Below are 25,127 nucleotides of genomic sequence, written 5' to 3'. Positions count from 1 at the left end.
GGGGGCTCAAAGGCTCAAAGGGCGAACCAAATGGGTGAGTATGTTAGGCAGAGTCGAAACAGATCGAAACTTAACGGAACAAGCAGGAGCAACCAAAAATGGCTACGAAGGAACCCACGTCAAATCAGACCCACCCCGCCCCGGCAAGCGGAGCAGCTTTGCATCTTCTCTTGAATGCAAAGCAGGCCGCTCAGGCCCTGGGGATCAGTCCCCGCAAGCTCTGGTCTCTCACGGCTGGGGACCAGATTCCCCATGTCCGCATTGATCGGTCGGTTAGGTACTCTCCCCAAGCCCTACAGAATTGGATTGAGGAGCACTCCTGCGCCGTTTAGGCCGTATAGCAGGTTTCCCGGGGCTCATACGGCAACCATTGATGCAGCGTCAATGGTTGCCTATGATGCTTCCGCAATGGCTCGCTTACCCCCAATCTCTTACCAAGTACGCGACTTGATCCGCACCAGCGGCCGGACTGGGTATCGGATCAGCAAAGATACCGGGATCGACGCGGCGACGCTGAGCCGCTTTATGACTGGCAAAGGCGGGCTGAGCCCCGCGAACCTCGATACGCTCGGCCACTATTTCGGCTGGGTCATTTCCGCAAAAGCAATCAAACCCCGCACCGCCAAGAAAGCCAGGTAGCGCATGGCAAGCGTCTTCAAGCGCAAAGGAAGTGATAAGTGGTACGGGTCGTTCATTGACCACGCGGGCAAACGCAAAATCAGAAGCACGGGCACAACCGACAGGCGCGCGGCCGATAGAATCGCCCACAAGTGGGAAGCGGACGCAGCCCTACGTAGAGAAGGCGTCATTGATCCAACCGTAGAGCGTGTTGCCGGAGAAGCGTCTAAGCCTCTTACGGAACACATCGCCAACTACCGAGCCAAGCTGACGGCTGGGGGCCGGAGTGCCGACCACGTTGAACGTACGATCAAGTTCATCGAGCAGATTTGCGAGCAAGCGGACTTCGCGCGTGCAGCGGATATCAGCGCAGCAGGTACGCACAAATACGCCGTAGCAATGAAGGAACGAAAGAGGGCTGCACGAACGATTCAGGCACACCTTACCGCCATCAAATCTTTTACCCGATGGCTAACTGAGAGTGGCTTGGTCGCGCGCGACCCTTTAGCGGGATTGAAGAAGCCGTCCCCGAAGACCGACCGTAGGCACGAGCGGCGTATGCTCCTACCGGATGAATGGACGTGGCTCCGCACGGCTACGCTCAGAGGCCCAGCAAGGTATGGAGTCGCGGGAGCTGAGCGAGTCCTTGTCTACGCTACAGCGATTCAGACGGGCCTGCGGTCGAACGAGCTTGCCCAATTGAAACCCGGGCACCTCTACCTAAATGGCGAAGCCCCGTACATCACTTGCAAAGCCGGCTCAACAAAGAACCGCAAGGACGCCAAACAGTACGTGCAGCCCGAGCTAGCCAGGGAACTTGCAAGCCACATTGCCAACAAGAGGCCAACGGCGCCAGTGTTCAAGCTCCCTCACCTCACAGACCGGGCTGCGATGCTACGAAGTGACCTGGAGGAAGCCCGGAAAGCTTGGTTGTGCGAGGTTGAAGCCGGCTCTCAGGAGCACGCACAACGACTGGAGAGCGACTTCCTGACCCCAATCAATCATCAAGGGGAAAAGCTCGACTTCCACGCTCTCAGGCACACGTGCGGGGCTTGGCTGGCTTTGGCTGGCGAGTACCCCAAAGAGATTCAACGGGTCATGCGGCATGCCTCGATCACCCTAACGATGGACCATTACGGGCACCTATTGCCCGGTAAGGAAGCCGAAGCGGTGACCAAGTTCCCCAGCATGCTCGGGCACCAACCGAGGCAGCAGGGCACCGCAGAGAGTGAGGTAGGGCGGGGTCGCGCAACGTCAGCGCGTACGCCCAAAAATGATAGCGCCAATGATAGCGCGCAGGGGACGAGGTGGAACGACGCATTGCTACCGGCAGCAACCGACTGCGAATCGCCTGCTGTTCAACTGGCCTCGCGAAAGTCTTTGCAGCACAGCACTTTGTGCGATTCGTTGCTAAGTAATGCGAGTGAAGACGACAGTAGGCCCGCCAGGACTCGAACCTGGGACCAAGGGATTATGAGTCCCCTGCTCTAACCGCTGAGCTACGGGCCCGTGAGGGGAAGAATGCGTCGTCGCTTGGCCGGCGGATTGCGCGCCTGCGGCTGCCTCGGCGGGTGCCGGGCGCGGTGCTCGGTGCCGCTGCCCATCATACGGCCGAAGGCCATGACGGCCCAGGTCGCCGCGCGGCCATGAAACGGCCGGCCCGTTATACTGGCAATCGTCGTGCGGTGCGGTTCCAGGCAAGGACCGCCTGCCGCGACTTCGTGCGTCGAAGCGAATTCAGTGGATCAGGTCGAGCAAGCGCAGCGCGAATCAGGCGGAAGTTCTTTATGCGCGCGACTTTGCCCGCCGGTCGGTCGGCCGCCTCCGCGGAGACACCACTCCCCCCAAGCTCGGCGCACGATACGGCGCACCTCGGCGCCGAGCTGGCCGTTCTGGCGCTGGTTTTGGCGGCGTATTTCGCCGCGCGTTGGCCGTTCAGCGAGTTGCCGCTGATGCGCGACGAAGGCGAATATGCTCAGATGGGCCAGGCCCTGCGGCAGGGGCTGCTGCCTTACCGCGACATTTACAATCAAAAGCCGCCGGTGGTGTTCGCGATATTCGCCGCCCTTCAGGCCATCGCCGGCGAAGGCCTGCTGGCACTGCGGCTTGCCACGACGGTCTGGGCCGCGGCCGCGACGACGCTGACCTGGATCGTGGCCCGGCGCTTGTTCGGACCGGTGGGCGCGCTGGGTACGGCGCTCGTGATGGTCGAGCTCTTGTTCGACCTGGCCGGAGTTTTCCACTCGGCCAGCACCGAGTTGTTCATGCTGCTGTGGGTCGCCGCGGCGCTGGCCTGCTGGTATCCGCGCAATCGGCGTGGCTGGCCGGCGCTCGCTGCGGCGGGGGTCTTTGCCGCACTGGCCTGTCAGACCAAGCAGACCGGCATCGCCTTGGTCGGATTCTTGTGTCTCGAACGCGTCTGGGCCTGGCTCACGCGCCGCGAGCCCGGCGAGCCGCTGCGGCAGGTGGCCGCCGATCTGGGCAACGTGCTGACCGCTTTCGCCATCGCCAACGCGGCGATCGTGGCACCTTTCGTGCTCACCGGCACGTGGCAGGACTACGTCACGTGCGTCTGGACGAATAACTTCGCCTATGTCGGACATCGCCATCAGGCGATCGGTCCCTTCGAGCAGATCCGCACGGTGGCCATCTACCTGGTCAACTACAGCGCCGGCACCTGGATCGCCGGGCTGCTCGGCTGCCTGTCGACGCTGTTGGCGGCGCGCGGCCGGGCCGGCGGGCTATGGCTGCTGGGGGTGTTGACGCTCGTCTTCTGCGGCGTCGCCGGCGAATGGTATGTGCAGTATTACATCCCGTTGATCATTCCCTTGGCATTGGGTTGCGGATGTTTTTTCGCCTGGGCAGGCAGGATCACGCTCGATCCGAAAGCGCCAATCGCCGCGCGGTTGGGGGCCGTGGCACTGTTACTCGCCGCGACAGCCGGGCCCCTCTACAAACAATGGCCGACGCTGGCCGACGTCTCGCGTGCGGTCTACCGCGCCGACCAGAGTCAGCCGTTCGATGAGTCGCTGCAGGTAGGACGTTATCTGGCCGAGCACACGCAGCCCGGCGAACCGATTCTGGTCGTGGGCAGTGATCCGGAAATCTACTTCTATGCCCAGCGTTTGCCGGCGACTCGGATGGTCATCACCTACCCGGCTTGCGGACCCTACCCGCACTCGGCCAACTTGCGTGACGAACTACTTGCGGGCTTCGATCGGCCAGACCTGCGGTACGTCGTGCTCGTGAACTATCCTGGTGCTCTGTCCGAGTTCCCGGAATTGATACCCCAGATTCTGGAGCCGACGCTCAAACGCCTGGCCAGCGAATACCAACGGTCCTTTGCCGTGCACGACAGGCACCAGCCGGCGTTGATGCTCGAAGTCTATCGGCGACGAGCGACGGCCGGCCGAGGCACAGAACCACCAGGCGACCCACCACGATGAGCGTCAGCGGAACGGCATTCTTGGTCGATTGGGACGAGTTCCTCAAGCAGTTCGATCAGGGCGGCGGCAGCGAGCTGGCTCCAATCTTAGAGCCGTATTTCGACGCACCTCCGACCAACTGGATCGAGCGATACGAGCCCCAAGATTGGAACGACAACTGGCATGCCACGAGCGAAGCGTCGGAGCTCTACGATGCCATGCGAGCACATCTTGTGGAGCCGGTGCGGCAGCGCCTCGATGAATTCTGCAGCACGTTCTTTTGGTACGAGACGACCGGCGTGCGAAGTGATGCCGGCGCGCTGCCCGATGGGTTCGCGTTGTCGCCACTGTCCGTTGCCACGGCCCTAGGCGCCTTTCAGCGGCTGACGCGCGACGACTATCGCGCCGCGTTCGAACACGTCGAACGGCCACCCCCGGACCAGTGCTGGTTCGGCACGCTCGACGAGATTGAGAAGTATTTCACTATGTTCGCCCGGTTGCTGATGGCCGCAGCGCGCCGCGAACGGGGTGTCGTGGTGTTTGTAGCTTAGGGGCAAGCAACATGCCTGTCGGCGAACCTGACCCAATCGATCTAGTGCTCGCCGATGACGAGGTGCCGCGCCTGATCCTGGTCATCGATCACTCGAGCTGCGACGTCGCTACCTGGCATGACCAGGTGCAGCGCCGTCTGGCACAAGGTGCGGCCTACATCGCGAGCGCACAATTCGTCGCCGACTTTCCCGCCGTCGATCGCACACATGCGAGCGTGCGCTTACTCCTGCGCGACGCGCCGGCCGCGGTTGTCGATGGCCTCCCTGCAAGCGTCGCCTGCGGCGATCATCAAATCTCCGTCTCCGGCCGCAGTTACAAGCATCGGAGCCCGAGCTACCCCCATCCGCCGGCACCGCGTCAATCAACAGCGCACACGCCGGGGCCAAACGCCGAGTTGGCCCGGGCGCTTTTTTCGGGCGAGTTGGAGCCGGCACGTCGGGCAATCGCGGCCGGCGTCGACTTGAATGCCAGCGTGCTCGGGCTCGGCACGCCGCTGGCATGCGCAATCATTGGCGGCCACCCCGAGCTGGTCGAACTGCTCCTGGCATCGGGCGCCAAGTTCCCTGATGAATCGCGTGGCGGGCTCGCCTATTGGCTCCAGGCGCGCATGCTGGGGCATCGCGAGGTTGCCCGGACGCTGGAACGCCTCGGCGTCAGGCCCGGCTGGGCCGCCCGCATGGCCGTGGGGCCGTTGCGCGCCGCGCGCTGGATCTTCAAGCGCTGAACGACGAACAGCCAGACGGGCCTGCTCGGCGACAAACTGCGTTACGGTCGCCTATTCGACGGTCACGCTCTTCGCCAGGTTGCGCGGCTTGTCGACGTCGCAGCCGCGCAGCACCGCGATGTGATAGGCCAAGAGCTGCAGCGGAATGCTGGCCACGATCGGCTGCAAGAACTCGTCGACCACGGGCACCTCGATGATGTCGTCGGCCAGGGCCGCGACGCGATTGTCACCCTGGTTGACCACGGCAATTACCGGTCCACCGCGGGCCTTGATCTCTTCGAGATTCGCCATGACCTTGTCATAGACCAGGCCGTGCGGGATCAGGAACACGCTGGGCGTGTTTTCATCGACCAGGGCAATGGGCCCGTGCTTCATCTCGGCCGCGGGATAGCCCTCGGCATGGATGTAACTGATTTCCTTGAGCTTCAGCGCGCCTTCCAACGCGGTTGGATAGTTGTATTGGCGACCGAGGTACAGGAAGTTGTTGCACTTGTAATAGCGCTCGGCAATATCGCGCACGACGTCGTCGCATTGCAGCGCTTCGTGCACTTTCTCAGGCAGTTGCTGCAACTGCTGAATGATTCGCGTCCCGGCGCCGAAGCTCAGGTGCCGCAACCGGCCAAAGTACAGCCCCAACATCGCCAAGGCCACGCACTGCGAGGTGAACGCCTTGGTCGAGGCCACGCCGATTTCCGGCCCGGCGTGCAGATAGACGCCACCGTCCGCCTCGCGGGCAATCGTGCTGCCCACCACGTTGCACAAGGCCAGTGCACAGTGGCCCTTGCGCTGCATCTCGCGTTGCGCGGCCAGCGTGTCGGCCGTTTCGCCGCTCTGCGTGATGGCGAACACCAGCGTGTTCTTGTCCATCGGCGGATTGCGATACCGCAGTTCGCTGGCGTATTCGACCTCGACTGGGATCCGGGCGAACTCTTCGATGATGTACTCGCCGACCAGCGCCGCGTGGAAGCTGGTGCCGCAGGCCGTGATCAAGATCCGATCGAACGACCGCAGTTGCTGCGGCGTCAGGTTCAAACCGCCAAAGTGCGCCGTGGCTTCGTCGACGCTGAGCCGCCCGCGCATGGTGTTTTCCAGCGTCTGCGGCTGCTCGAAGATTTCCTTGTGCATGTAATGCTCGTGGCCGCAGAGTTCGACGTCGGCAGCCTCGATCTCGAGCTGATGAACGTCGTGGGCCACGTCGCCCTGATCGCGATGAATCACTCGCAACGTGCTGGCCGTCACCACGGCCAACTCGTTGTCGGCGAGGTAGACGATCTTGTCGGTGTGCCCGACCAGCGGCGATGCGTCGCTGGCGACGAAATGTTCGCCCTGGCCCACGCCCACCACCAACGGGCTGCCACAGCGGGCGACAAGGATCACCTCGGGATAATTGCGGAACAGCACGGCCAGGCCATAGGTGCCGATCAATTGCCGCAACGTCGCCTGCACGGCCCGCACCAGGTGGGCATATTTGCCCAAGGCTTCGTCACCGGCGACGCTGTCCAGCTCGGCCGTCTCATCGGCCTGCAATTTCAGGTTCTCGGCAATCAGGTGCGCGATGACCTCGGTGTCGGTGGCCGAGCGGAATTCGTACCCTTCTTCGATCAGGCGCTCTTTGAGCGCTTGAAAATTCTCGATCACGCCGTTGTGCACCACGGCCACCGAGCCGTCGCCGCCCAGGTGCGGGTGCGCGTTGACGTCGGTCGCCGGCCCGTGCGTGGCCCAGCGGGTGTGGCCGATGCCGATCCGTCCGGGAGTGGGCCGATCGTTGAGGCGCCCAGCGAGCAGGTCGATCCGGCCGGCGCTTTTCGTGACGCTCAACTCGCCGTCGCTGCGCACGGTGCAAATGCCGGCACTATCGTACCCTCGGTACTCCAGCCGGCGCAGACCTTGCAGCAAGAACGGCGAGGCCTCGTGCGTGCCGACGTAACCCACTATTCCACACATGGCAGATCAACTCCTGGCGAACGTCGGAAAACCGGCCGAAAAAGCCCCGGAACCCGTTCCGGGCCCGCTGCATTATACGTTTTGCTGCGGTTCTGGCCCCAAACCGGTCGGCGGCAGGACGACAGGTGTCCGGCCGGTCTTCGCCGCAAGCTGCGCAACTCGCCCAACCCCAGCGAGGCGCTTGGCAATGCCCGCTGCCGCCGCTGCAATCGCTACAAGCGGAGCGCCATCCGCCCCGCGTTACGCGCCAAAACTCAAGGGCAACAACACAGCCAGGAACCAACCCCACGCCGCCCCAAGCGCCAGGCTCAACCCAATGCCGAGCCAGTGAAAGAGATCACGCTGGCGCGGCCAAATCAGTCCCACGGCCCAGGCACCCAAACCAGCCGCGAACACCAGCGGCGAGCCCAGCAGAGCCCCGCAGCCGCCGGCCAGTTTGCCCAGCGACCCGGTGTGCACGCCGTTGTCGAGCCACACCAGGTCCCAACACAGCCCGACGAGGGCCGCAGGCAACAAGAGCCATGCGCCGGCTGACCACTGGGCGGGCCGGATGCTCGCGACCAGCGCGGCCAACAGCCCGAGCGCTACGCCGCCAGGGGCCAGGCAGGCCGCCACGAGCCCGAACAAATCGCGATCGAGCGGCCCGATCCCCGGTGCCGTAGCCCATGCTGCGCGCACTGCCAGCACGGCGATGATCACCCCACACGCCCCGCCCAGCACCGGGATGAAACGACCGAGCGTCGTCGCGTTGTTCGGCTCCACGCCCATTTTGCCGGCTCCTCCATCGAGTGCTCTGGCCGTTTCCGCCCACTTTCGGCTAAGCATACCCGCCGCTCGGCCCGTTCATGGAGGATCTGCGGCAATGTCGCAACCGTCGTTTCGCCCGCGCCTGCGTTCGACCAGCTATATCGTCATCCCGGCGCGGCTCGCGTCGACGCGGCTGCCGCGCAAGCTGCTGCTGCGCGAGACCGGCAAGACCCTCTTGCAGCACACCTTCGAGGCGGCGAGCCGAGCCTCGCTGCCGTTGGGTATCTGTGTCGCCGCCGACCACGAAGAAATCGCCAGCGAAGTGCGCGGGTTTGAGGGCGAGGTGCGGCTGACCGATCCCGAGCTGGCCAGTGGCACCGATCGTGTCGCTGCCGTCGCGCAGCAGCTCGACGTCGACATCGTCGTCAACGTACAGGGCGACGAACCCGAGCTGGCCGGCGAATCGATCGACCTGGTGATCGAACTGCTCGAAGCGCATCCGGGCGCCGTGATGTCCACGCTCGCGACGCCGATTCGCAGCCGCGCGCAATTCGAAGACCCGGCCTGCGTCAAAGTAGTGTTCGACGACCACGGCCGTGCGCTCTACTTCAGCCGCGCGCCGATTCCGCATCCGCGCACGTGGAGCGATGCGTTGTTGACGGCCGATCCGCCGCACTTCTACCAGCACGTCGGTCTGTACGCTTATCGCCGCGACTTCCTCTTGCAATTGTCGCAATTGCCGCCGGCGCCGCTGGAGCAACTCGAAAAGCTCGAACAGCTTCGCGTGTTGGCGGCCGGTCATTCGATCCTGGTCGGCGTCGTCGACGAACCGACCGTCGGCATCGATACCCCGGCAGATTACCGGGCGTTTGTCGAACGCTGGCGCGCTCGCTAAGATAGCGCTGACCGGGCGGCACGATCGTCCGCCGCACGCATCCGGGGCCCTTGCGAGGGCCTCTTTCGCGCCGCGCCACCGGTCCACTCTGACCGGCTCGGCCCCCGACCGTACTGGCTGCGCCGCGACGAGTTGGTTCGCTTTTTGCGCATTGTCCCGCTGCGTTTGTTCCCGGGAAAGCCGACCGGGATAAGCCTACCAGGATGGTAAATCTGCCATGACCAAGCACATCTTCGTGACCGGCGGCGTCGTCAGCTCGCTCGGCAAAGGGCTGACCAGCGCCTCGATCGGCATGCTGCTCGAACATCGCGGACTTTCGGTCCGCATGCAGAAATTCGACCCGTATATCAACGTCGACCCGGGCACGATGAGCCCGTATCAGCACGGCGAGGTCTACGTGCTGGACGACGGCAGCGAGACCGACCTGGACCTGGGCCACTACGAACGTTTCACCAACAGCCCGCTGACGCGCGATTCGAACTACACCACCGGGCAGATTTACCAGTCGGTGATCGACAAGGAACGCCGCGGCGAGTTTCTCGGCAAGACGGTGCAGGTGATCCCGCACATCACCAACGAGATCAAGGAGTGCGTCCACAAGCTCGCCGGGCCGGACGTCGACGTGGTCATCACCGAGATCGGCGGCACCGTGGGCGATATCGAAAGCTTGCCGTTTCTCGAGGCCATTCGCCAATTCTCGCTCGATGTCGGCAAGGAAAACTGTCTGTACATGCACCTGACGCTGGTGCCCTATCTCAAGGCGGCCGGCGAACTGAAAACCAAGCCCACGCAGCACTCGGTCGGTCAGCTCCGCCAGATCGGTATCCAGCCCGACGTGCTCATCTGCCGCACCGAACGGGCCATCAGTCGCGACGACCGCGAAAAAATGGCTCTGTTCTGTAACGTACCGGTCGATGCGGTGATCGAAGAGCGCGACAAGGATTTTTCGATCTACGAGGTCCCGTTGAGCCTCGTCGAAAACCGGCTCGACGAGCTGGTGATCAAGCGGCTCGGCCTGACCAAGGCCAAGACACTCGTGCTCGACGACTGGCGCGGGCTGCTGCACAAGTTGCGCAATCCGGAGCGCGAGATCAGCATCGCCGTGGTCGGCAAATATGCCGAGCACCGCGACGCGTACAAGTCGCTCTACGAGGCCCTCGATCATGCCGGCATCGCCAACCGGGCCCAGGTGCGCATCCAGCCGATTCTCAGCTCGCTGGTCGAACGCGAGGGCCCCGAACGGCTGCTCTCGGGCTACGACGGTGTGATCGTGCCGGGCGGTTTCGGCGAGCGCGGCGTCGAAGGCAAGGTCGACGCGATTCGCTATTGCCGCGAGCGGCAGATTCCGTTTTTGGGCATCTGCCTGGGCCTGCAATGTGCAGTGATCGAGTTTGCCCGCAACGTGGTCGGCCTGGCGGGGGCCAATTCGACCGAGTTCGACAAGAATTCGCCGCACCCGGTCGTGTGCCTGCTGGACGAGCAGCGCAAGATCACCGACCTGGGCGGTACGATGCGCTTGGGTGCACAGCGGATGCGGATTGTAGACCAGGAGAGCAAGGCGTTTGCCTGCTACCGCAACGAACAGATCGTCGAACGGCACCGGCACCGCTACGAGTTCAACAACGTTTACCGACAGCAGTTCGCCGCGCACGGCATGCACGTGGCCGGCACCAGCCCCGACGGCGCGCTCGTGGAGATCGTCGAGATTCCCGAGCACCCGTGGTTTGTGGCCGTGCAATTCCACCCCGAGTTCAAATCGAAGCCCACGGCCGCGCACCCGCTGTTCGCCGGCTTCGTCGCCGCGGCCTGCGACCGGCACGCCCTTCGCGCCGAGCGTGGGAAAGAGATCGAGACGCCCTAAAACGTTGCGACAAGCACGATGAGCAATCCGGCATGATGAGCAATTTGGATCCTACGGACCCCGCCTCGGAACAAATCCACGTCGACGAAGACTGGAAGCAGAAGGTCGCGCGCGAACGAGCCGAAGCCGAGCGCCGCATGGCCGAGGCCGCCGCGGCGGGCGAAGCCGCAGGGATGCCGCCGGCCGATTTCACGACCCTGGTCAGCATGCTGGCCACACAGGCCGTGATTTCGATGGGCCAGGTGCCCAACCCGATCACCGGCCAGATCGAGCCGCGCCCCGACGAGGCCCGGCATTTCATCGATCTGCTGGGCATGCTCGAAGAGAAGACCCGGCGAAATCTCACCGGACACGAGGCGAACCTGATCAACAACGTCCTGCACGAACTGCGGATGGCCTTCGTCCACGCCGGCCAACAGCCGGGTGCGGCCACCGCTCAGCCGCCTGATGAGCCCGGCGCTGAGAGCAAAATCATCCTGCCATAGGCGCTCTCATCCTGCCGTAGGCTATGATGCTCTCATCCCGCCATAGGCAGCGGCCATCGGGCATGTTTACCTTGCGCCACCGGGCGGATTTGCCGGGGAGCGATTCCGCGCCATTGCCGCGACGCGTGCGATCGAAGCCGTCGCCGCCTAAAGATCGAGCCACACAGGCGGCTCGCGGCGAAAAAATCCCATGCCCGGAGGGTCGAGGCGGCGATCCGTGCCAGCCTGACCAATTCCTTGGCTTGTTGTTTCCCGACCGGGTGACGGAGGGTGAGAAGCAAAGGCATCCTCATTCCCTGCCGGGCATGGGCGCTGGACTCATTATTTCGATAGGTTGTCGAACAGCCGCTGAAACTTGACCATTCGCTTGTCGAGATAGGCGTGCCAGGCGCGGGGATGCCAGAGCTCGACACACACCCCCGCCCCGACGACGTTGACTTCGCCGCCGGGCTCAACCTGCAAGAATTCGCGAAAGCCTTCCGGGATCACCAGCCGGCTGCGGCCAGCCAGCTTGACGTTGCGGTGTCGGGTCGAGAGCAGCCGGCCGAACATCTGGACCTGGCTGATGCGACCTTCAAACCGGCCGGACCGCATCTTGGCCTTGATCAGCTCGACGCCCTGGTCGAGCTTGGCCTGCCACTGGGCCGCTTTCCACAGGCCCAAACAGCCAGGGCGATGCTTGGCCAAAATGCACTCCTCATCTTCCGTGACCAGCGTGACCGCCAATTCAGGCGGCAAACTCAGCCGATAACGCTCATCGAGCGTGCGGGGAAACTCACCAAGAATGAATTCCTGCGACTCCGACATCCGCAGCAACCAGGGCTCGTGTGGCGAAGTGGCAGATGGCTTCCCGGTGCCGCACCCTGCCCGATCCAGCACAGTTCGCAATCTTGGGCGTTTTTCCCACGTTTTCTGTTTGCATGTCCGCCAAGTTGGGCGTGTTTCCCACGGCGATGATGATACAGAACCCGCCGTGAGTTGCAACCGTTTTTGCCAAAAAAATTTCCAGCCGCGCACGCTGTCAGCCTGCGCGGCGCGCTGCGTCGAACTGCCGGTTCCCGAGCCTTTTATATACTCATCGAGTACACAATTTGGCTGCGAGGCGGCGGGCGCCGGCGTTTTTCCGTACGATCGGCGCTGCGCCGCGACTGCAACCGGCGCGCAGCGTGCGCACCCGAAAGTCGCCGCTCGGCACGCCCCCGTCGACGAGCGACCGCCAGGCGTCGGCGCGGCGGCTCAAAAAAAGGGGACTTCCATCGCGCCGCGACCCACGGAATTGCTCCCCGCGGCGTTTCTCAACGCCGTCGCCGCATGCACCACCAAAGACGACGCATGTCTCCCATTTTGACATCGCATCGGAATTAGGGTTTTGCTACAAGTTCGCTCCCCGGGGGGTTCGAGCCGCGTTCGCAGCTCGAAGAGAAGCCGCCACCGCCTTGCGGCCGATGCTTAGGATGCGTTGCCGATGCCTTCACGGGGACCGGCGGCCCTATCCAGCCGGCGGTTTCGCGCAGTAACAAGTGCCCGCCGTTCGCGCCCTGAGTGCCAGCACGTGTTCTGAGGTGGATATCCGGTGTTGCGCCGTTCGGATGCCCGCGATCCCATCGTCCTGACCGGTATCGGTCTGGTTGTCTCGACCGGGTTGCACCGCGAAGCGGCCTGGCGCGCCGTGCGCGAGGGGCGCACGGCTGTCCGCAAGCTCGACGACATCCCCTTCCTGCCAGCCGGCATGGTTCTAGGCGCCACGGTCGATCTACCGACGGCCGTCCCCCAACAGCTCAAGTGCATCGACTTGTGCCATCGCGCCGCGGCCGAGGCTCTGGCCGACGCGCAGATCGAGTGGCGGCGCGTCGATCTCGACCGCTTCGGCTGTGCAATTAGCGGCCATATGGGCGACGCCGGGTTCTGCGAAGACCGCCTGGGCATTGCCAGACCCGACGATGCCATCCGGTGGTGGGACCAATTCTTCCCTTCGACTGCCTGCTCGATGGTCGCGGCCCGGTACGGGCTCGCCGGCCCCCGCACGGCGCACAGCGTGGCCTGCGCCAGCGGCCTGATCGACATCCTTTCGGCCGTGCGGATGATCGAAGACGATCAATGCGACATCGCCATTGCGGGCAGCGCCGAAGGCATTCTGCCGCTGTTTGCAGCGGGCTTTCACCAGATGCGCGTGCTGGCTTACGACGACGAGCCGATTCGCGCCTCGCGACCCTTTGACGCCGAGCGCAAAGGATTCGTCATGGGCGAAGGGGGCGCCATGCTCGTCCTGGAACGACTCAGTCACGCCCAGCGACGCGGCGCATCGCACATCTATGCCGAAGTGCTCGGCGGTAAAATGCTGGCCCAGGCGCACCACGTGACGGGACTCGATGCCGAGAGTGAGTCGCTGGCCTACTTGATCGATCGCACGCTGGGCGCCGCCGGCCTGGTGCCCGGCGACGTCGACTACATCAACGTGCACGGCACAGGCACCGAGCAGAACGACGTCGTCGAAACCCGCGCCATCCGCCGTACGTTCCGCCGGGCGGCCGAACGCGCACGGATCAGCGCCCTGAAGTCGATGCTCGGTCACCTGGTGAATGCCTCGGGCAGCGTCGAGTTGGCGCTAACGGCCTTGGCCCTGCGCGACGGCTACGTGCCGCCGACGATCAATCTGACCCGGCCCGATCCACAGTGCGACCTGGACTACACGCCGCTGACGGGGCGCCGCGCGACGCTCGAGCATGCCTTGAAGCTGTCCGTGGCGTTCGGCGGCCACCTGGCGGCCGTGGCCTTGCGCCGCTGGCCCACCGCGCAAAGCCTGCTCGATGTGGCCGCCAATTCGGCCGCGTGATTTGCGAGACTCTTCGCCGCGGCGCGACGCCGGCGCTCTCGCTCACTCGCCGAGCGTCGACTTACGCCGCAGGATGTGATGATAGTGCTGGGCAAAGCGATGCGCCTCGTCCCGCACATACTGCAAGAGCCGCAGCCCATAAGCGTGCCGGCTCAACCGTAGCGGCTCTTCCTGGCCAGGGACATAGACTTCCTCTTCGCGCTTGGCGAGTGAAATTACCGTCGGCGGAGTGATCGCCAGCGCGGCGAAGGCAGCCAAGGCCGCATTCAATTGTCCGCGGCCGCCGTCGACCAGCAGGATGTCGGGAAACGGGCGTTCCTCGTCCTGTAGCCGGTGGAATCGCCGCGCCACCACTTCGCGGATGCTCGCGAAATCATCGACGCCGTCGACCGAACGAATCAAGAATCGCTTGTAGCCCGGCTTGAAGGGCAGGCCGTCGATAAACTGCACGAGGCTCGCGACCGTTTGCCCGCCGCCGAGATGAGCAATGTCGACCCCTTCGATGGTGCGCGGCACCTTGTCGAGCTTGAGGATCTTGCGCAGGCCATTGAGGCCGCGCTGGGGGTCGATGTGAAACACCTCGGGCTGCACGTGCGTGGCCAGTTCGCCGCGGCGATCGAGCGTTTCGAGCATCTGAATCTCGTCGCGCAGCCGCGCGGCCTTTTCGAACTGTAGCGCCGCCGCCGCGGCGGCCATTTCCCGCTTCATCTCGGCCAGCAGCCGCGTCTTCTGGCCGTCGAGAAACATCCGCAACCGCTGGATGTCCTGGCGATACTCGTCTTTCGAAATCCGCAAGTTGCACGGGGCCGTGCACTGGTTGATGCTCGCCAGCAGGCATGGGCGATACCAGCGCCAGCGTTCGTCCCCCGCCTCGATATCCAGCGAGCAGGTGCGGAATTTGAAGATCTTCTGCAGCACCTGGATCGCGCCCCGCAGCGCGCTGGCGCTTGCGAACGGTCCGTACAGCTTCGTGCCACGATCGCTTGGCTCGCGGGTAAACTCGACCCGGGGAAAATCCTCGCGGACGAAGATTTCCAGGTAGGGAAAGCTCTTATCGTCCTTCAGATCGACGTTGTATTTCGGCCGGACGTCTTTGATCAGCCGGGCCTCGGCCAGCAACGCGTCGACCTCGCTTTCGGCCTCGAGAAAGTCGATATCGGCAATATCTCGCACCAGGTCGGCGGTGCGGCGGTCCTCGGCGGCCGCCTTGAGAAAGTAGCTGCCGGCCCGCGCGCGCAGGTTCTTGGCCTTGCCGACGTAGATCACGCGGCCGGCGCCGTCTTTCATCAAATAGATGCCTGGCTTCTGCGGAAACTCGCGCACTTTGGCGGCGGCCTGGCGAAACGCCTTCGAGCGGCGCGCGAGATAGCCCCGGGCCGCATCGAGCGCGCGCTCGTCGGCCTCGACTTCCGGCAAGTCGGGCTCATCACCGCCCTCGCCGCGCGGCAAGTCATCTTCGGAATCGGCAGGCAAATGATCGTCAGCCACGGAGCGTTCGCCCAGATTTCCGGTCAGGCAGAAATCCATTCTATGCCCCGACGGTGAGTCTGCGGCGTGGCTGCCGGCACGCTCAGGCTCGATCGGCGATTTCGGCCAGGGCCTGGTAGACCGCGTCCAGCCGGGCTGCGAGTTCGGCCCGGGTGTCGTCGAGCTGGGCGATTTGCTCCGCCGGCTCGTAGGCGAACAGATAGAACTTCACCTTGGGCTCGGTGCCCGACGGACGCACGGCTACGTAGTTCCCCTCGGCGGCCAGGTCGAAAATCACCAGGTCGCCGCGCGGCCCTTCGAGCGGTTCACGCCCCCCCTCGGGACGAATCACGACCAGGTTCTCGTAGTCGCGCACCTGGCGCACTTTCAGGCCCGCCAGCTCGCGCGGCGGCTTGCTGCGCAGCAACTCCATCAGCGCCTTCATCCGCTGCATCCCTTCGGCGCCCGGCATCGTCTTCGTGACGAGCTTTTCCACGTGGCAGCCATACTGCCAGAACAACGATTCGAGCTTCTGGTGCAGCGTCTGGCCCGCGGCCTTGACCTGCGCCGCCAGACAGGCCAAGAGCACCGCCGCGACGGCGGCATCCTTGTCGCGGGCGTAATGTCCGCACAAGTAACCGTGCGACTCCTCGATGCCCAGCAGGAATTTCTCCGGGCCGCATTGGTCCATGATGCCACCGATATACTTGAAGCCGACCTGCAGATCACCCTCGGTCCGGACGCCGTAGTGATCGCCAATGCGGCGCACCAATTCGGTCGTCACCAGGGTCTTGACCAGGTACTGATCGGGCGACAACCGGCCGGCCATTTTGCGCGCCGCCAGCAAGTACTCGGTCAGCAGTGCGCCAATCTGGTTGCCGGTAAAGGTGCGCCATTCGCCCCCCGGCACCAGCGGCGCCGCGCAACCCAAACGGTCGGCGTCCGGGTCGGTCGAAAGAATCACGTCGGCGCCAATCGCTTTGGCCCGTTCGATGGGGGCGTCGAAGGTGGCCGGGTTTTCGGGATTGGCGACGTGACCCGGCACGTTGGGAAAATCGCCGTCCGGCGCGGCGTGCGGCCCGAAGACTTCGACGTCTTTGAAGCCGATCGCCTGCAAGGCGGGCACCACGGACGAGGCGCCCACGCCGTGCATCGGCGAGTACAACACCTTCAGCTCCCGCGGCCCCGGCAGGGCCTGCGCCGCGAGTTGCGCGAGATAGGCTCGGTCGACCTGTTCCTGGCAGTAAACGATTTGCCCCGCACTGCGGGCCATTTCGAACGGCGTGCGTTTGATCGTCTCGACGCTCATCACGCGATCGATCACCCCGCGATCGTGCGGCGGCAGCAATTGCCCGCCCGTGTTCCAATACACCTTCACGGCGTTGTCGCTCGGAGGGTTGTGGCTGGCGGTGATCATGATGCCGCAAGAACATCCTTGATGCCGCACCGCGAAGGACAACTCGGGCGTGCTGCGGTAACCATCGAGGAACCAGACCTTGAAGCCCGAGGCCGCCATCACCTCGGCACACAATTCGGCGAAATGCCGCGAGCGGTGGCGAGTGTCGTAAGCAATCGCACAGCTCGGCTCGCCAGGACCCGGCCGCACCTGCAACACATAGTCGGCCAGGCCTTGCGCGCTTTCGCCCATCGTGCGATCGTTGATGGAATTGCTGCCCACGGGAAACATTTTCCCGCGCCGGCCCCCGGTCCCGAAGGGAATCACCGTCCAGAAGGCATCGTCCAGCTCGCGCCAGCGTGCGGCGGCGACCAGCTCAGCCACCCGCGCGGCGTACTCGGCATAACGCGGCTCGGTGAGCCAGGCCTTGAGATTGCCGACGGCCGAGGCCGTGAGCTTGCCCGCCTGTGCGGCGGCTTCGACTTGAGAAACAACGTCAGCGTATTTGGACGAATCGGCACTGGCGGTCATCACGACGCTCGAACCTCCGTGAGGAAACTACGACGGGCTGCTCGGGGAGCGACTCAGCGGGCGGCGCGCATATTTTGCCGGAAGTGCCGCGCGCACGAAAGGCGTTCCGCAGCGCCGTTCGCCCAGCCAGGTGCTGGTGTATACTCTCCGCCGCCGAGCGTTCCACGTCTCATGCACTTCAGGGCATCATGGCCACCGAACCGATCATCAGCGTATCCGGCCTCCGCGGCGTTATTGGTCAAAGTCTGACGCCACCCTTGGCGATGCGCTATGTCGCAGCCTTCGCCTCGACCGCGCCCGCGGGGCCCTTGGTGGTCACGCGCGACGGCCGCGCGACGGGCCCCATGCTGGCCGACGCGGTCCGCAGTGTGCTTTGCGCCGTCGGCCGCGACGTGATCGACGCCGACGTGGCCGCCACGCCTACGACCGGCGTGCTGGTGCGCCACCTGCGCGCCGCCGGCGGCGTGCAGATCTCGGCCTCGCACAATCCGCCACAGTACAACGGCCTCAAGCTGTTCTCGCCCGAGGGGCGCGTCATTTCGGCCGCCGCCGGTCAACAAGTGATCGATCGTTACCGCGCGACAGAACCCGGCTGGGTCGAACACGATCACTTGGGCCGCGTCGAGCATTGCGCCGATCCACATGCCGAACACCTGCGCCTGGTGCTGGCCACGGTCGATGTCGAGCGCATCCGGGCCCGCCGATTTCCGGTCCTCGTCGACTCGAACCACGGGGCCGGCAGCCTCTTGGCGCGGCGTCTCTTGCAAGAGTTGGGCTGCACAGTCACCTGTCTGGGCGATACACCCGACGGCAAATTCGCGCATCCTCCCGAGCCGACGGCCGACAATCTGGCCGGCGTCTTGCAGAGCGTGCGTCAGGCGAAGGCTGCCGTTGGGTTTTGCCAGGATCCGGACGCCGACCGCCTGGCCGTGATCGACGCCGACGGCCGCTATCTGGGCGAGGAATACACCTTGGCGCTGTGCGTCGATCATGTGCTCCGCAGCACGCCCGGCCCGATCGCGACGAACTGTTCAACAAGCCGGATGTCGGAAGACCTGGCGGCGAAATACGGCGTGGCGTGCACACGCTCGGCCGTCGGCGAGGCGAACGTTACTGCCGCCATGCTCGCCAAGCACGCGGTCTTCGGGGGCGAAGGCAACGGCGGGCCGATCGATCCGCGGGTCGGCTATGTGCGCGACAGCTTCGTCGGCATGGCCCTGATCCTCGACGCGATGGCCGCTCGCAACCTGCCCATCGCCGCGCTGGCCGCCGAATTGCCGCGCTACGAGATCTGCAAGACGAAGCTCGAACTGCCGCGGGAAAAGATCGACGGGGCGCTGGCGGCGCTCGAGCGCGAATGCAGCGATGCCCAGGTCGACAATCTCGACGGGCTACGGCTCGATTGGCCGGGGAAGTGGCTCCTGGTTCGCGCCAGCAACACCGAGCCCATCGTCCGCGCCGTGGCCGAAGCTCCGACGGCCGCCGAGGCCGAACGGCTCTGCGAATTGGCGTTGGGCATCATGCGCCGCGCGTAAGCGCGCTCGAGCGGCGCGTAGGGCGCCGGGCCGTGCACCGCGTCAGGCGGCCGCCTGGGGGCGATGATGCTCGGGCCAGCCAAAGGCCTCGAGCAGTTCGGTCAGCGTGACCGTGCGTCCGTCGATCTCAAGCGGCGCCTCGGCCGTCGGATCGCACACCAGGTCGATCGTCCCGTCGGCCAACACGAATTGATCGAGGTCGCGCACCAACCCGTCACGCACGGCCTGGCGCACGAGGTGGCCACGAGTGGCGAGTTCGTCGCGGGCGTCCGAGCCGAAGCTCTGGCTGGCGCGATGCGCCAGCACCGGCAAATATTCAGTCGGGATCTCGACAATCTTCGGGACGTAGATCTTGACCTGCATCCCCGAAACCTCAAACGAAGTGGCCGAGCACGGGTTGGCTCGCTAGCACGCGCAGGGCACAGGGCCTTGTACTCGCGCACGAGACGACTATCCGCTGTTATCGGCCGCCGAACCGCTCAGGTTTCGTCAGCCGTCGCAGTCCGTTGCCAGCAGCAGGCGCTGGCGGGCGAATTGCCGCATGCCTGTCGGGCCGGGGCACCGGCAAGAACTCGAAGCTGCGCTTGGATTATGCTATCAAAGCCGGCAATGGGGGGAGACCCAGAGTCGAAACAATCGTCCCAAGGCAAGCGTACCGGGGAGTCTCTGCGATGCGATATCGTTTCTTGCTGATCGTCGGCAGTCTGTTGGCGCTGTCCGGCTGGGCCGCGGCCGACGACTACGTGCTGCATACCTTCGAGCGCAAACAGCTCACGCCGATCTTCTATTGCGAAGGCGCGAGCTTCGGCGATTTCAACCGCGACGGGAAAATGGACGTCGTCTCGGGACCTTTCTGGTACGCGGGCCCCGAGTTTACCGAAAAGCACGAGTACTACCCGGCCAAGCCTTATGACAAGAACGGCTATTCGGACAACTTCTTCGCCTTTACCGACGACCTCAACCACGACGGCTGGACCGATATCCTGATCGTCGGCTTCCCCGGCAAAGAGGCGTTCTGGTACGCCAATCCCCAGGGCCAATCGGGCCACTGGCAGCGCCACGAGGCGTTCGACATCGTCGACAACGAGTCGCCCCAGTACACCGATTTGACCGGTGACGGACGGCCCGAGCTCGTGTTTCACACGCGCGGGCAGTTCGGCTATGCCGGCCCCGATCCGGAAGACGCCACGAAGCCCTGGAAGTTTCACGCCGTCGGCCCGGCCGGGCCCTATCAGCGGTTCACTCATGGGCTAGGCATCGGCGATGTGAACGGCGACGGGCGCATGGACATCCTCGAAGCCAAGGGCTGGCTCGAGCAGCCACCCGCCGGCACGGAAGGGTTCTGGCAACGACACGACGCCAATTTCGGCAACGGCGGCGCACAGATGTACGTCTACGACGTCGACGGCGACGGCGACAACGACGTCATCACCAGCCTCGCTGCGCATCAATATGGGCTCGCCTGGTTCGAACAAACGCGCGAGGGCGATGCGATCAACTTCACCCAGCATCTGATCATGGGCGACAAGCCCGAGCAGAACGAGTACGGGCTCGTGTTCTCGCAGATGCATGCCGTCGAACTGGTCGACATGGACGGCGACGGGCTCAAGGACATCGTCACGGGCAAGCGGCACTGGGCTCACAATGGCAACGATCCCGACGAACGCAGTGCGGCCGTGTCGTATTGGTTCAAGCTGGTGCGCGGCGAGCGGGGCGTGCACTTCGTGCCGATGAAGATCGACGACAACTCCGGCGTCGGCACACAGCTCGTGGTCGGCGATCTCAACGGCGACAAGCTGTACGACCTGGTCGTCGGCAACAAGCTGGGCACGTTCGTCGTCTTGCACCACGCCAAGCCGGTCAGCCGCGAGGAATGGGAAGCGGCGCAGCCCAAGCCCGTGCAACCCCAGGCCGCGAACGATCCCGCGGCCGGTCAATTGCCGACCGACGAAGCAGGCCACACGGTCGACCTCGACTTTGAAAGCGGCACCCTCGACGGCTGGGCCGTCGAGGGCAAAGCCTTCGACCGCCAGCCGGTGCGCGGCGATACGGTCGCCGCTCGCCGCAACGACATGCGGAGCGAGCATCACGGCGACTACTGGATCGGTACCTTCGAAGTTGCCGGCGACGCACCCCGGGGCACGCTGACCTCACCCTACTTTGTGGTGTCGCAGCCCTGGGCCAGCTTCCTCGTCGCCGGCGGCGCCGCTCCGGCCACGCGCGTCGAACTGGTGCGCGAGGGACGCCCGGACCCGATCTATAGCGCCACGGGCGAAAACACCGAGAACTTGCAGCCCGTCGTCGTCGATTTGCGCCCCTACCAGGGGCAGAAGATCGCCGTGCGCATCGCCGACACCAGCGCCGGCGGCTGGGGGCACATCAACTTCGACAACTTCCGGCTGCACGCCGAACGGCCCAAGTTCGCCAACGAGCGGACCGTGATGCCGGTGGACCAGTATCCCTATGCGGGGCTCTCGCCCGACGCGGCCGCGAAGGCCATGACCGTGCCCGACGGCTTTACGGTCACGGCCTTCGCGGGCGAGCCGGACGTGCATCAACCGATCGGCTTCTGCTTCGACGACCGCGGCCGGCTGTGGGTGGCCGAGGCCTATTCCTACCCGGCCAAGCTGCCCGCCGATCGGGCCAAGGACCGCGTACTGATCTTTGCCGATACGGACGGCGACGGTCATTTCGATGAACGCAAGGTGTTCGCCGAAAAGCTCAATCTCGTCAGCGGCATCGAGTATGGACATGGCGGCCTATGGATCGGCGCGGCGCCTGAGTTGTTGTTCATCCCGGACCGCAATCACGACGACCAACCCGATGGCCCCGCTGAAGTCTTGCTCGACGGTTGGGGTTACCAAGACTCGCACGAAACGCTGAACACGTTCATCTGGGGGCCCGACGGCTGGCTCTATGGCTGCCACGGCGTGTTTACCCATTCGCTCGTCGGCAAGCCGGGCACTCCCAAGGACGCGCGGGTGCCGATCAACGCCGGCATCTGGCGTTACCATCCGACGCGGCACGAATTCGAAGTCTTTGGGCACGGTACGAGCAATCCCTGGGGAGTCGACTTCGACGACTACGGCCAGACCTTCTGCACGGCCTGCGTGATCCCGCACTTGTATCACATCATCGAAGGCGCGCGCTACCAGCGGCAGGCGGGCCAACACTTCAATCGCGCGACCTATGCCGACATTCAAACCATCGCCCGGCACCGTCACTGGATCGGTGCCAACCCGCACGGCGGCAACAATCGCTCCGACGCCGCCGGCGGCGGTCACGCCCACAGTGGCGCGATGATCTACCTGGGCGGAGCCTGGCCCGCGGTGTATCGCAACCAGATTTTCATGAACAACATCCACGGCAATCGAATCAACGTCGATCGCCTGGGTCCGGAAGGCTCGGGCTATTTCGGCGATCGGGCGCCCGACTTCCTGCTGACCGGCGACACCTGGTCACAGATTCTGAACCTGCGTTACGGTCCCGACGGGCAGGTCTACATGATCGACTGGTACGACGCGAACGCCTGTCACCGCCTCGAGGCCGACATGCACGATCGCACCAACGGGCGCATCTACAAGATCAGCTACGGCAAACCGGAGCCGAGCGCGGTCGACCTGACGCAGGCGTCGGACCTGGAATTAGTGGCCTATCAGCTCCATGCCAACGACTGGTTCGTGCGCCATGCCCGGCGGCTGTTGGCAGAGCGCGGTGGTCAGGAAGAGGTCTGGCGCGCGCTGGACAAGATCGCCTTCGAGCACGCCGATCCGACCCGCCGCGTGCGCGGCATTTGGGCCTTGCAAGCGTCCGGAGGTCTGACGCTCGACCGCATCGAGCGCGCGCTCGGCGATGAATCGCCGTACGTGCGCGGGTGGGCCATTCAATTGGCCCACGATGGTCACGAAATGGGCCCCGAGTTCATGCCGCGATTGCTGGGCCTGGCCGAGAAAGACCCTTCGCCGGTCGTACGGCTGTATCTCGCCTCCGCGGCGCAAAAGGTCCCGCTGGAAGAGCGCGTCGCGCTGTTGCGCGCCTTGCTCGCCCACGGTGAAGACGCCGGCGATCACAACTTGCCGTTGATGTATTGGTATGCCCTCGAACCGCTGGCCGCGGCCAATCCCGCGGCGGCGCTGGAGCTCGCCTCGGCCACGACGATCCCGCCCTTGCTCGAATTCACCGTCCGCCGCATCGGCGAGACGGGCACGCCCGAGGCGATTGCGTTGTTGGTCGACGGCTTGAACCAGGCCGGCAATGCCGTGCAGCAATTGACGCTGCTCGGCGGCATTCAAAAATCGCTGGAAGGTCGGCGCCGCGTCGACATGCCCGCCAATTGGCCCACAACCTTTGCACGGCTCTACCCGGCGGCGCCCCCCGAACTGCAATCGCGGCTGATGGCCCTGGCCGTGACGTTTGGCGACAAGAGCGCGTTCGACGCGTTGAAGAAGGTGCTCGTCGACCGGTCGGCCGACGCCGAGCTGCGGATGAACGCGCTCACGGCGCTCGTGGCCGCGAAGACCGAAGGTCTCGCCGGGGTGCTGCAATTGTTGCTCGACGATGCGGCCCTGCGCGGAGCGGCGCTGCGCGGGCTGGCGGGCTATGACGACCCGGCCACGCCCGAACGGATTCTCGGCATCTTCGCCGAGCTGACCCCGGCCGAACGGCGCGACGCCCTGGCGACGATGGCGGCCCGCGCGGCCTCGGCCAAGGTGCTGCTCGCCGCAGTCGGGTCGGGGCGGGTGCGCGCCGCCGATCTATCGGCGGACGTTGTTCGTCAGCTCAAGAATCTGCGCGACGCCGAGGTCGACCGGCTGATCGGCGAAGTCTGGGGCACCGCCAGCGAAACCACCGCCGACAAAGCCCAGTTGATCGCCCAGTACAAAGACGTGCTCGGCATGCCGCACGGCGAGCCCGACCTGGCCCTCGGTCGGGCCGTGTTTGCGCGCACCTGCCAGCAGTGTCACACGCTGTTCGGCGTCGGCGGCAAAGTGGGGCCCGAGTTGACCGGGTCGAACCGCGCGAACCTCGACTACATCCTCTCGAACATCCTCGATCCGAGCGCGCTGATCGGCAAGGAATACGTCGCGCAAGTCCTGGCGCTCGAAGATGGCCGCGTGGTGACGGGCATCGTCCGCAACGAAACGCCGCAGGCGCTGACGGTGCTGACGGCCAACGAAACGCTCGTCATTCCGCGCGATGAAATCTCGGAGATGGCCGCCAGCGACAAATCGATGATGCCCGACGACATCCTCAAGCCGCTCAACGAAACGGAGCTGCGCGGTTTGATTGGCTACCTTGCCAGCCCTGGCCAGACGCCGATGCTGGCCATGGCCGACAACGCTAAGACGCTCTTCAACGGCCGCGACCTGACCGGCTGGAACGGCAACCAGGAAGTCTGGCACGTCGAGAACGGCGAACTCGTCGGCAAGTCGGCCGGGCTCAAACGCAACGAGTTTCTTTACACCGATCTCGAGGTGTCGGATTTCCGGCTCAAGCTCGAGGTGCAATTGGTCAACAACGCCGGCAACAGTGGCGTGCAGTTTCGTAGCGAGCCGATCGAAGGCGGCGAGATGCGCGGCTATCAGGCCGACATCGGCGTCGGCTGGTGGGGCAAGCTCTACGAGGAAAGCGGCCGAGGCTTGCTGACCAAGAAATCGGGCGAGTCGTTGATCAAGCCGGGGGAATGGACCACCTATGAAATCGAGGCCGTCGGCGGCCACGTGCGGCTCTGGCTCAACGGCCAGTCGATCGTCGATCTGGACGACCCCGACGGCCGACGCCGCGGCGTGTTGGCCGTCCAGGTGCACTCCGGCGGGGCCACCGAGGTGCGATTCCGCAACTTCGAGCTCACGATCCTGAATCCCGACGGCAAGCCCGCTGAAATCGAGGCGGTCAGTTCCGCGCAAGGCAACTGATTCTCGCGCCCCCGCGCGGACCGTTCAGCAGGCCACTCTCGGTCGCGCCGGCCGAGGCGCGGCAGACGCTGGAATCTCTGGTCGTTTGCTGCGCGTTATACGCCCGCCGGCAACCTCGCCCGTTGCGGTAGCACGGGTAGCCGGGCCGCGCAGTTCGGTCTGCGATCGTCTCGCCCCCTCGTTCCCTAGCGCAAGGCAA

At 64.7% G+C, this 25,127-nt stretch carries 17 protein-coding genes, 1 tRNA gene and 1 pseudogene; 12 read left to right on the top strand and 7 right to left on the bottom strand.

All coding sequences use genetic code 11. The annotated features are described in order from the left end of the window. Positions 1-98: 98 nt before the first annotated feature. The 3 genes and pseudogenes from K1X74_19795 to K1X74_19785 all read left to right on the top strand — a co-directional run bounded on the left by K1X74_19795 (position 99) and on the right by K1X74_19785 (position 1,764). The gene (locus K1X74_19795) at positions 99-332 is read left to right on the top strand and encodes a helix-turn-helix domain-containing protein (GenBank protein ID MBX7168589.1); all 234 of its coding nucleotides are present in this window, start codon (positions 99-101) and stop codon (positions 330-332) included. Between the two features lie 115 nt (positions 333-447). Then, positions 448-639, top strand: a complete 192-nt coding sequence (locus K1X74_19790; protein ID MBX7168588.1) for a hypothetical protein — start codon at positions 448-450, stop codon at positions 637-639. A 3-nt stretch (positions 640-642) separates the two neighbouring features. Beyond that, positions 643-1,764 (top strand): annotated as a pseudogene (locus tag K1X74_19785) (site-specific integrase). 290 nt (positions 1,765-2,054) lie between these two features. Here the strand turns inward: K1X74_19785 and K1X74_19780 are convergent. Continuing rightward, positions 2,055-2,127: transfer RNA gene (locus K1X74_19780), tRNA-Ile, on the bottom strand. Between the two features lie 278 nt (positions 2,128-2,405). Between K1X74_19780 and K1X74_19775 the strand changes: the two genes are divergently transcribed. Genes K1X74_19775 through K1X74_19765 form a run of 3 tightly spaced genes read left to right on the top strand, consistent with a single transcriptional unit; the run spans position 2,406 to position 5,319 of the window. Continuing rightward, positions 2,406-4,064, top strand: coding sequence for a glycosyltransferase family 39 protein (locus K1X74_19775; GenBank protein MBX7168587.1), 1,659 nt, complete (start codon positions 2,406-2,408; stop codon positions 4,062-4,064). Next, positions 4,061-4,594 carry a hypothetical protein gene (locus tag K1X74_19770; protein MBX7168586.1) on the top strand — a complete coding sequence of 178 codons (534 nt, stop codon included), beginning with the start codon at positions 4,061-4,063 and terminating at the stop codon, positions 4,592-4,594. Before K1X74_19775 ends, K1X74_19770 begins: the two co-directional genes overlap by 4 nt. 11 nt (positions 4,595-4,605) lie before the next feature. Further along, positions 4,606-5,319 carry an ankyrin repeat domain-containing protein gene (locus tag K1X74_19765; protein MBX7168585.1) on the top strand — a complete coding sequence of 238 codons (714 nt, stop codon included), beginning with the start codon at positions 4,606-4,608 and terminating at the stop codon, positions 5,317-5,319. A gap of 51 nt (positions 5,320-5,370) precedes the next feature. Here K1X74_19765 and glmS read toward each other — a convergent pair whose 3' ends face one another. Both glmS and K1X74_19755 read right to left on the bottom strand, forming a co-directional pair. Then, complete coding sequence (gene glmS / locus K1X74_19760) at positions 5,371-7,263, bottom strand: glutamine--fructose-6-phosphate transaminase (isomerizing) (protein ID MBX7168584.1); 1,893 nt, start codon at positions 7,261-7,263, stop codon at positions 5,371-5,373. 240 nt (positions 7,264-7,503) lie between these two features. After that, positions 7,504-8,031, bottom strand: a complete 528-nt coding sequence (locus K1X74_19755; GenBank protein MBX7168583.1) for a hypothetical protein — start codon at positions 8,029-8,031, stop codon at positions 7,504-7,506. Between the two features lie 94 nt (positions 8,032-8,125). Here K1X74_19755 and kdsB point away from each other — a divergent pair, with 94 nt between their 5' ends. From kdsB to K1X74_19740, 3 genes are all read left to right on the top strand, one after another. Then, positions 8,126-8,905, top strand: a complete 780-nt coding sequence (gene kdsB / locus K1X74_19750) for a 3-deoxy-manno-octulosonate cytidylyltransferase (protein MBX7168582.1) — start codon at positions 8,126-8,128, stop codon at positions 8,903-8,905. 217 nt (positions 8,906-9,122) lie between these two features. Continuing rightward, on the top strand, positions 9,123-10,766 hold the full coding sequence (locus K1X74_19745; protein ID MBX7168581.1) for a CTP synthase: 1,644 nt from the start codon (positions 9,123-9,125) through the stop codon (positions 10,764-10,766). Positions 10,767-10,798: 32 nt separating this feature from the next. Then, the gene (locus tag K1X74_19740) at positions 10,799-11,251 is read left to right on the top strand and encodes a DUF1844 domain-containing protein (protein MBX7168580.1); all 453 of its coding nucleotides are present in this window, start codon (positions 10,799-10,801) and stop codon (positions 11,249-11,251) included. 321 nt (positions 11,252-11,572) lie between these two features. Here K1X74_19740 and K1X74_19735 read toward each other — a convergent pair whose 3' ends face one another. Further along, a complete protein-coding gene (locus tag K1X74_19735; GenBank protein MBX7168579.1) occupies positions 11,573-12,058 on the bottom strand; it encodes a division/cell wall cluster transcriptional repressor MraZ in 486 nt (161 codons plus the stop codon). 766 nt (positions 12,059-12,824) lie between these two features. On the opposite strand from K1X74_19735, the gene K1X74_19730 reads away from it, so the two are divergent. After that, positions 12,825-14,084, top strand: coding sequence for a beta-ketoacyl-[acyl-carrier-protein] synthase family protein (locus K1X74_19730; GenBank protein MBX7168578.1), 1,260 nt, complete (start codon positions 12,825-12,827; stop codon positions 14,082-14,084). Between the two features lie 42 nt (positions 14,085-14,126). On the opposite strand, the gene K1X74_19725 is transcribed toward K1X74_19730, so the two are convergent. Both K1X74_19725 and K1X74_19720 read right to left on the bottom strand, forming a co-directional pair. Then, positions 14,127-15,611, bottom strand: a complete 1,485-nt coding sequence (locus K1X74_19725) for an excinuclease ABC subunit UvrC (protein MBX7168577.1) — start codon at positions 15,609-15,611, stop codon at positions 14,127-14,129. A 43-nt stretch (positions 15,612-15,654) separates the two neighbouring features. After that, complete coding sequence (locus K1X74_19720) at positions 15,655-17,478, bottom strand: phospho-sugar mutase (GenBank protein ID MBX7168576.1); 1,824 nt, start codon at positions 17,476-17,478, stop codon at positions 15,655-15,657. Positions 17,479-17,666: 188 nt separating this feature from the next. On the opposite strand from K1X74_19720, the gene glmM reads away from it, so the two are divergent. After that, a complete protein-coding gene (glmM, locus tag K1X74_19715; GenBank protein MBX7168575.1) occupies positions 17,667-19,013 on the top strand; it encodes a phosphoglucosamine mutase in 1,347 nt (448 codons plus the stop codon). 42 nt (positions 19,014-19,055) lie between these two features. Here the strand turns inward: glmM and K1X74_19710 are convergent, their stop codons facing one another. Then, positions 19,056-19,376 (bottom strand): hypothetical protein, encoded by a 321-nt coding sequence (locus K1X74_19710; GenBank protein MBX7168574.1) that lies wholly within the window; start codon positions 19,374-19,376, stop codon positions 19,056-19,058. Between the two features lie 308 nt (positions 19,377-19,684). Here K1X74_19710 and K1X74_19705 point away from each other — a divergent pair, with 308 nt between their 5' ends. After that, positions 19,685-24,928 (top strand): DUF1080 domain-containing protein, encoded by a 5,244-nt coding sequence (locus K1X74_19705; GenBank protein ID MBX7168573.1) that lies wholly within the window; start codon positions 19,685-19,687, stop codon positions 24,926-24,928. Positions 24,929-25,127 lie beyond the last annotated feature (199 nt).

It is taken from the genome of Pirellulales bacterium, from assembly GCA_019694435.1.
Classification (GTDB): domain Bacteria; phylum Planctomycetota; class Planctomycetia; order Pirellulales; family JAEUIK01; genus JAIBBZ01.
This window is presented reverse-complemented; position numbering and strand designations above follow the sequence as displayed.

What these genes read in the sequence shown, in the direction of transcription:
- K1X74_19735 (MBX7168579.1), bottom strand. Translation starts at nt 12,058, where the DNA reads ATGTCGGAGTCGCAGGAATTCATTCTTGGTGAGTTTCCCCGCACGCTC.
- K1X74_19720 (MBX7168576.1), bottom strand. Translation starts at nt 17,478, where the DNA reads ATGACCGCCAGTGCCGATTCGTCCAAATACGCTGACGTTGTTTCTCAA.
- kdsB (MBX7168582.1), top strand. Translation starts at nt 8,126, where the DNA reads ATGTCGCAACCGTCGTTTCGCCCGCGCCTGCGTTCGACCAGCTATATC.
- K1X74_19775 (MBX7168587.1), top strand. Translation starts at nt 2,406, where the DNA reads ATGCGCGCGACTTTGCCCGCCGGTCGGTCGGCCGCCTCCGCGGAGACA.
- glmM (MBX7168575.1), top strand. Translation starts at nt 17,667, where the DNA reads ATGGCCACCGAACCGATCATCAGCGTATCCGGCCTCCGCGGCGTTATT.
- K1X74_19765 (MBX7168585.1), top strand. Translation starts at nt 4,606, where the DNA reads ATGCCTGTCGGCGAACCTGACCCAATCGATCTAGTGCTCGCCGATGAC.
- K1X74_19755 (MBX7168583.1), bottom strand. Translation starts at nt 8,031, where the DNA reads ATGGGCGTGGAGCCGAACAACGCGACGACGCTCGGTCGTTTCATCCCG.
- K1X74_19725 (MBX7168577.1), bottom strand. Translation starts at nt 15,611, where the DNA reads ATGGATTTCTGCCTGACCGGAAATCTGGGCGAACGCTCCGTGGCTGAC.
- K1X74_19705 (MBX7168573.1), top strand. Translation starts at nt 19,685, where the DNA reads ATGCGATATCGTTTCTTGCTGATCGTCGGCAGTCTGTTGGCGCTGTCC.
- K1X74_19795 (MBX7168589.1), top strand. Translation starts at nt 99, where the DNA reads ATGGCTACGAAGGAACCCACGTCAAATCAGACCCACCCCGCCCCGGCA.
- K1X74_19745 (MBX7168581.1), top strand. Translation starts at nt 9,123, where the DNA reads ATGACCAAGCACATCTTCGTGACCGGCGGCGTCGTCAGCTCGCTCGGC.
- K1X74_19770 (MBX7168586.1), top strand. Translation starts at nt 4,061, where the DNA reads ATGAGCGTCAGCGGAACGGCATTCTTGGTCGATTGGGACGAGTTCCTC.
- K1X74_19740 (MBX7168580.1), top strand. Translation starts at nt 10,799, where the DNA reads ATGATGAGCAATTTGGATCCTACGGACCCCGCCTCGGAACAAATCCAC.
- glmS (MBX7168584.1), bottom strand. Translation starts at nt 7,263, where the DNA reads ATGTGTGGAATAGTGGGTTACGTCGGCACGCACGAGGCCTCGCCGTTC.
- K1X74_19710 (MBX7168574.1), bottom strand. Translation starts at nt 19,376, where the DNA reads ATGCAGGTCAAGATCTACGTCCCGAAGATTGTCGAGATCCCGACTGAA.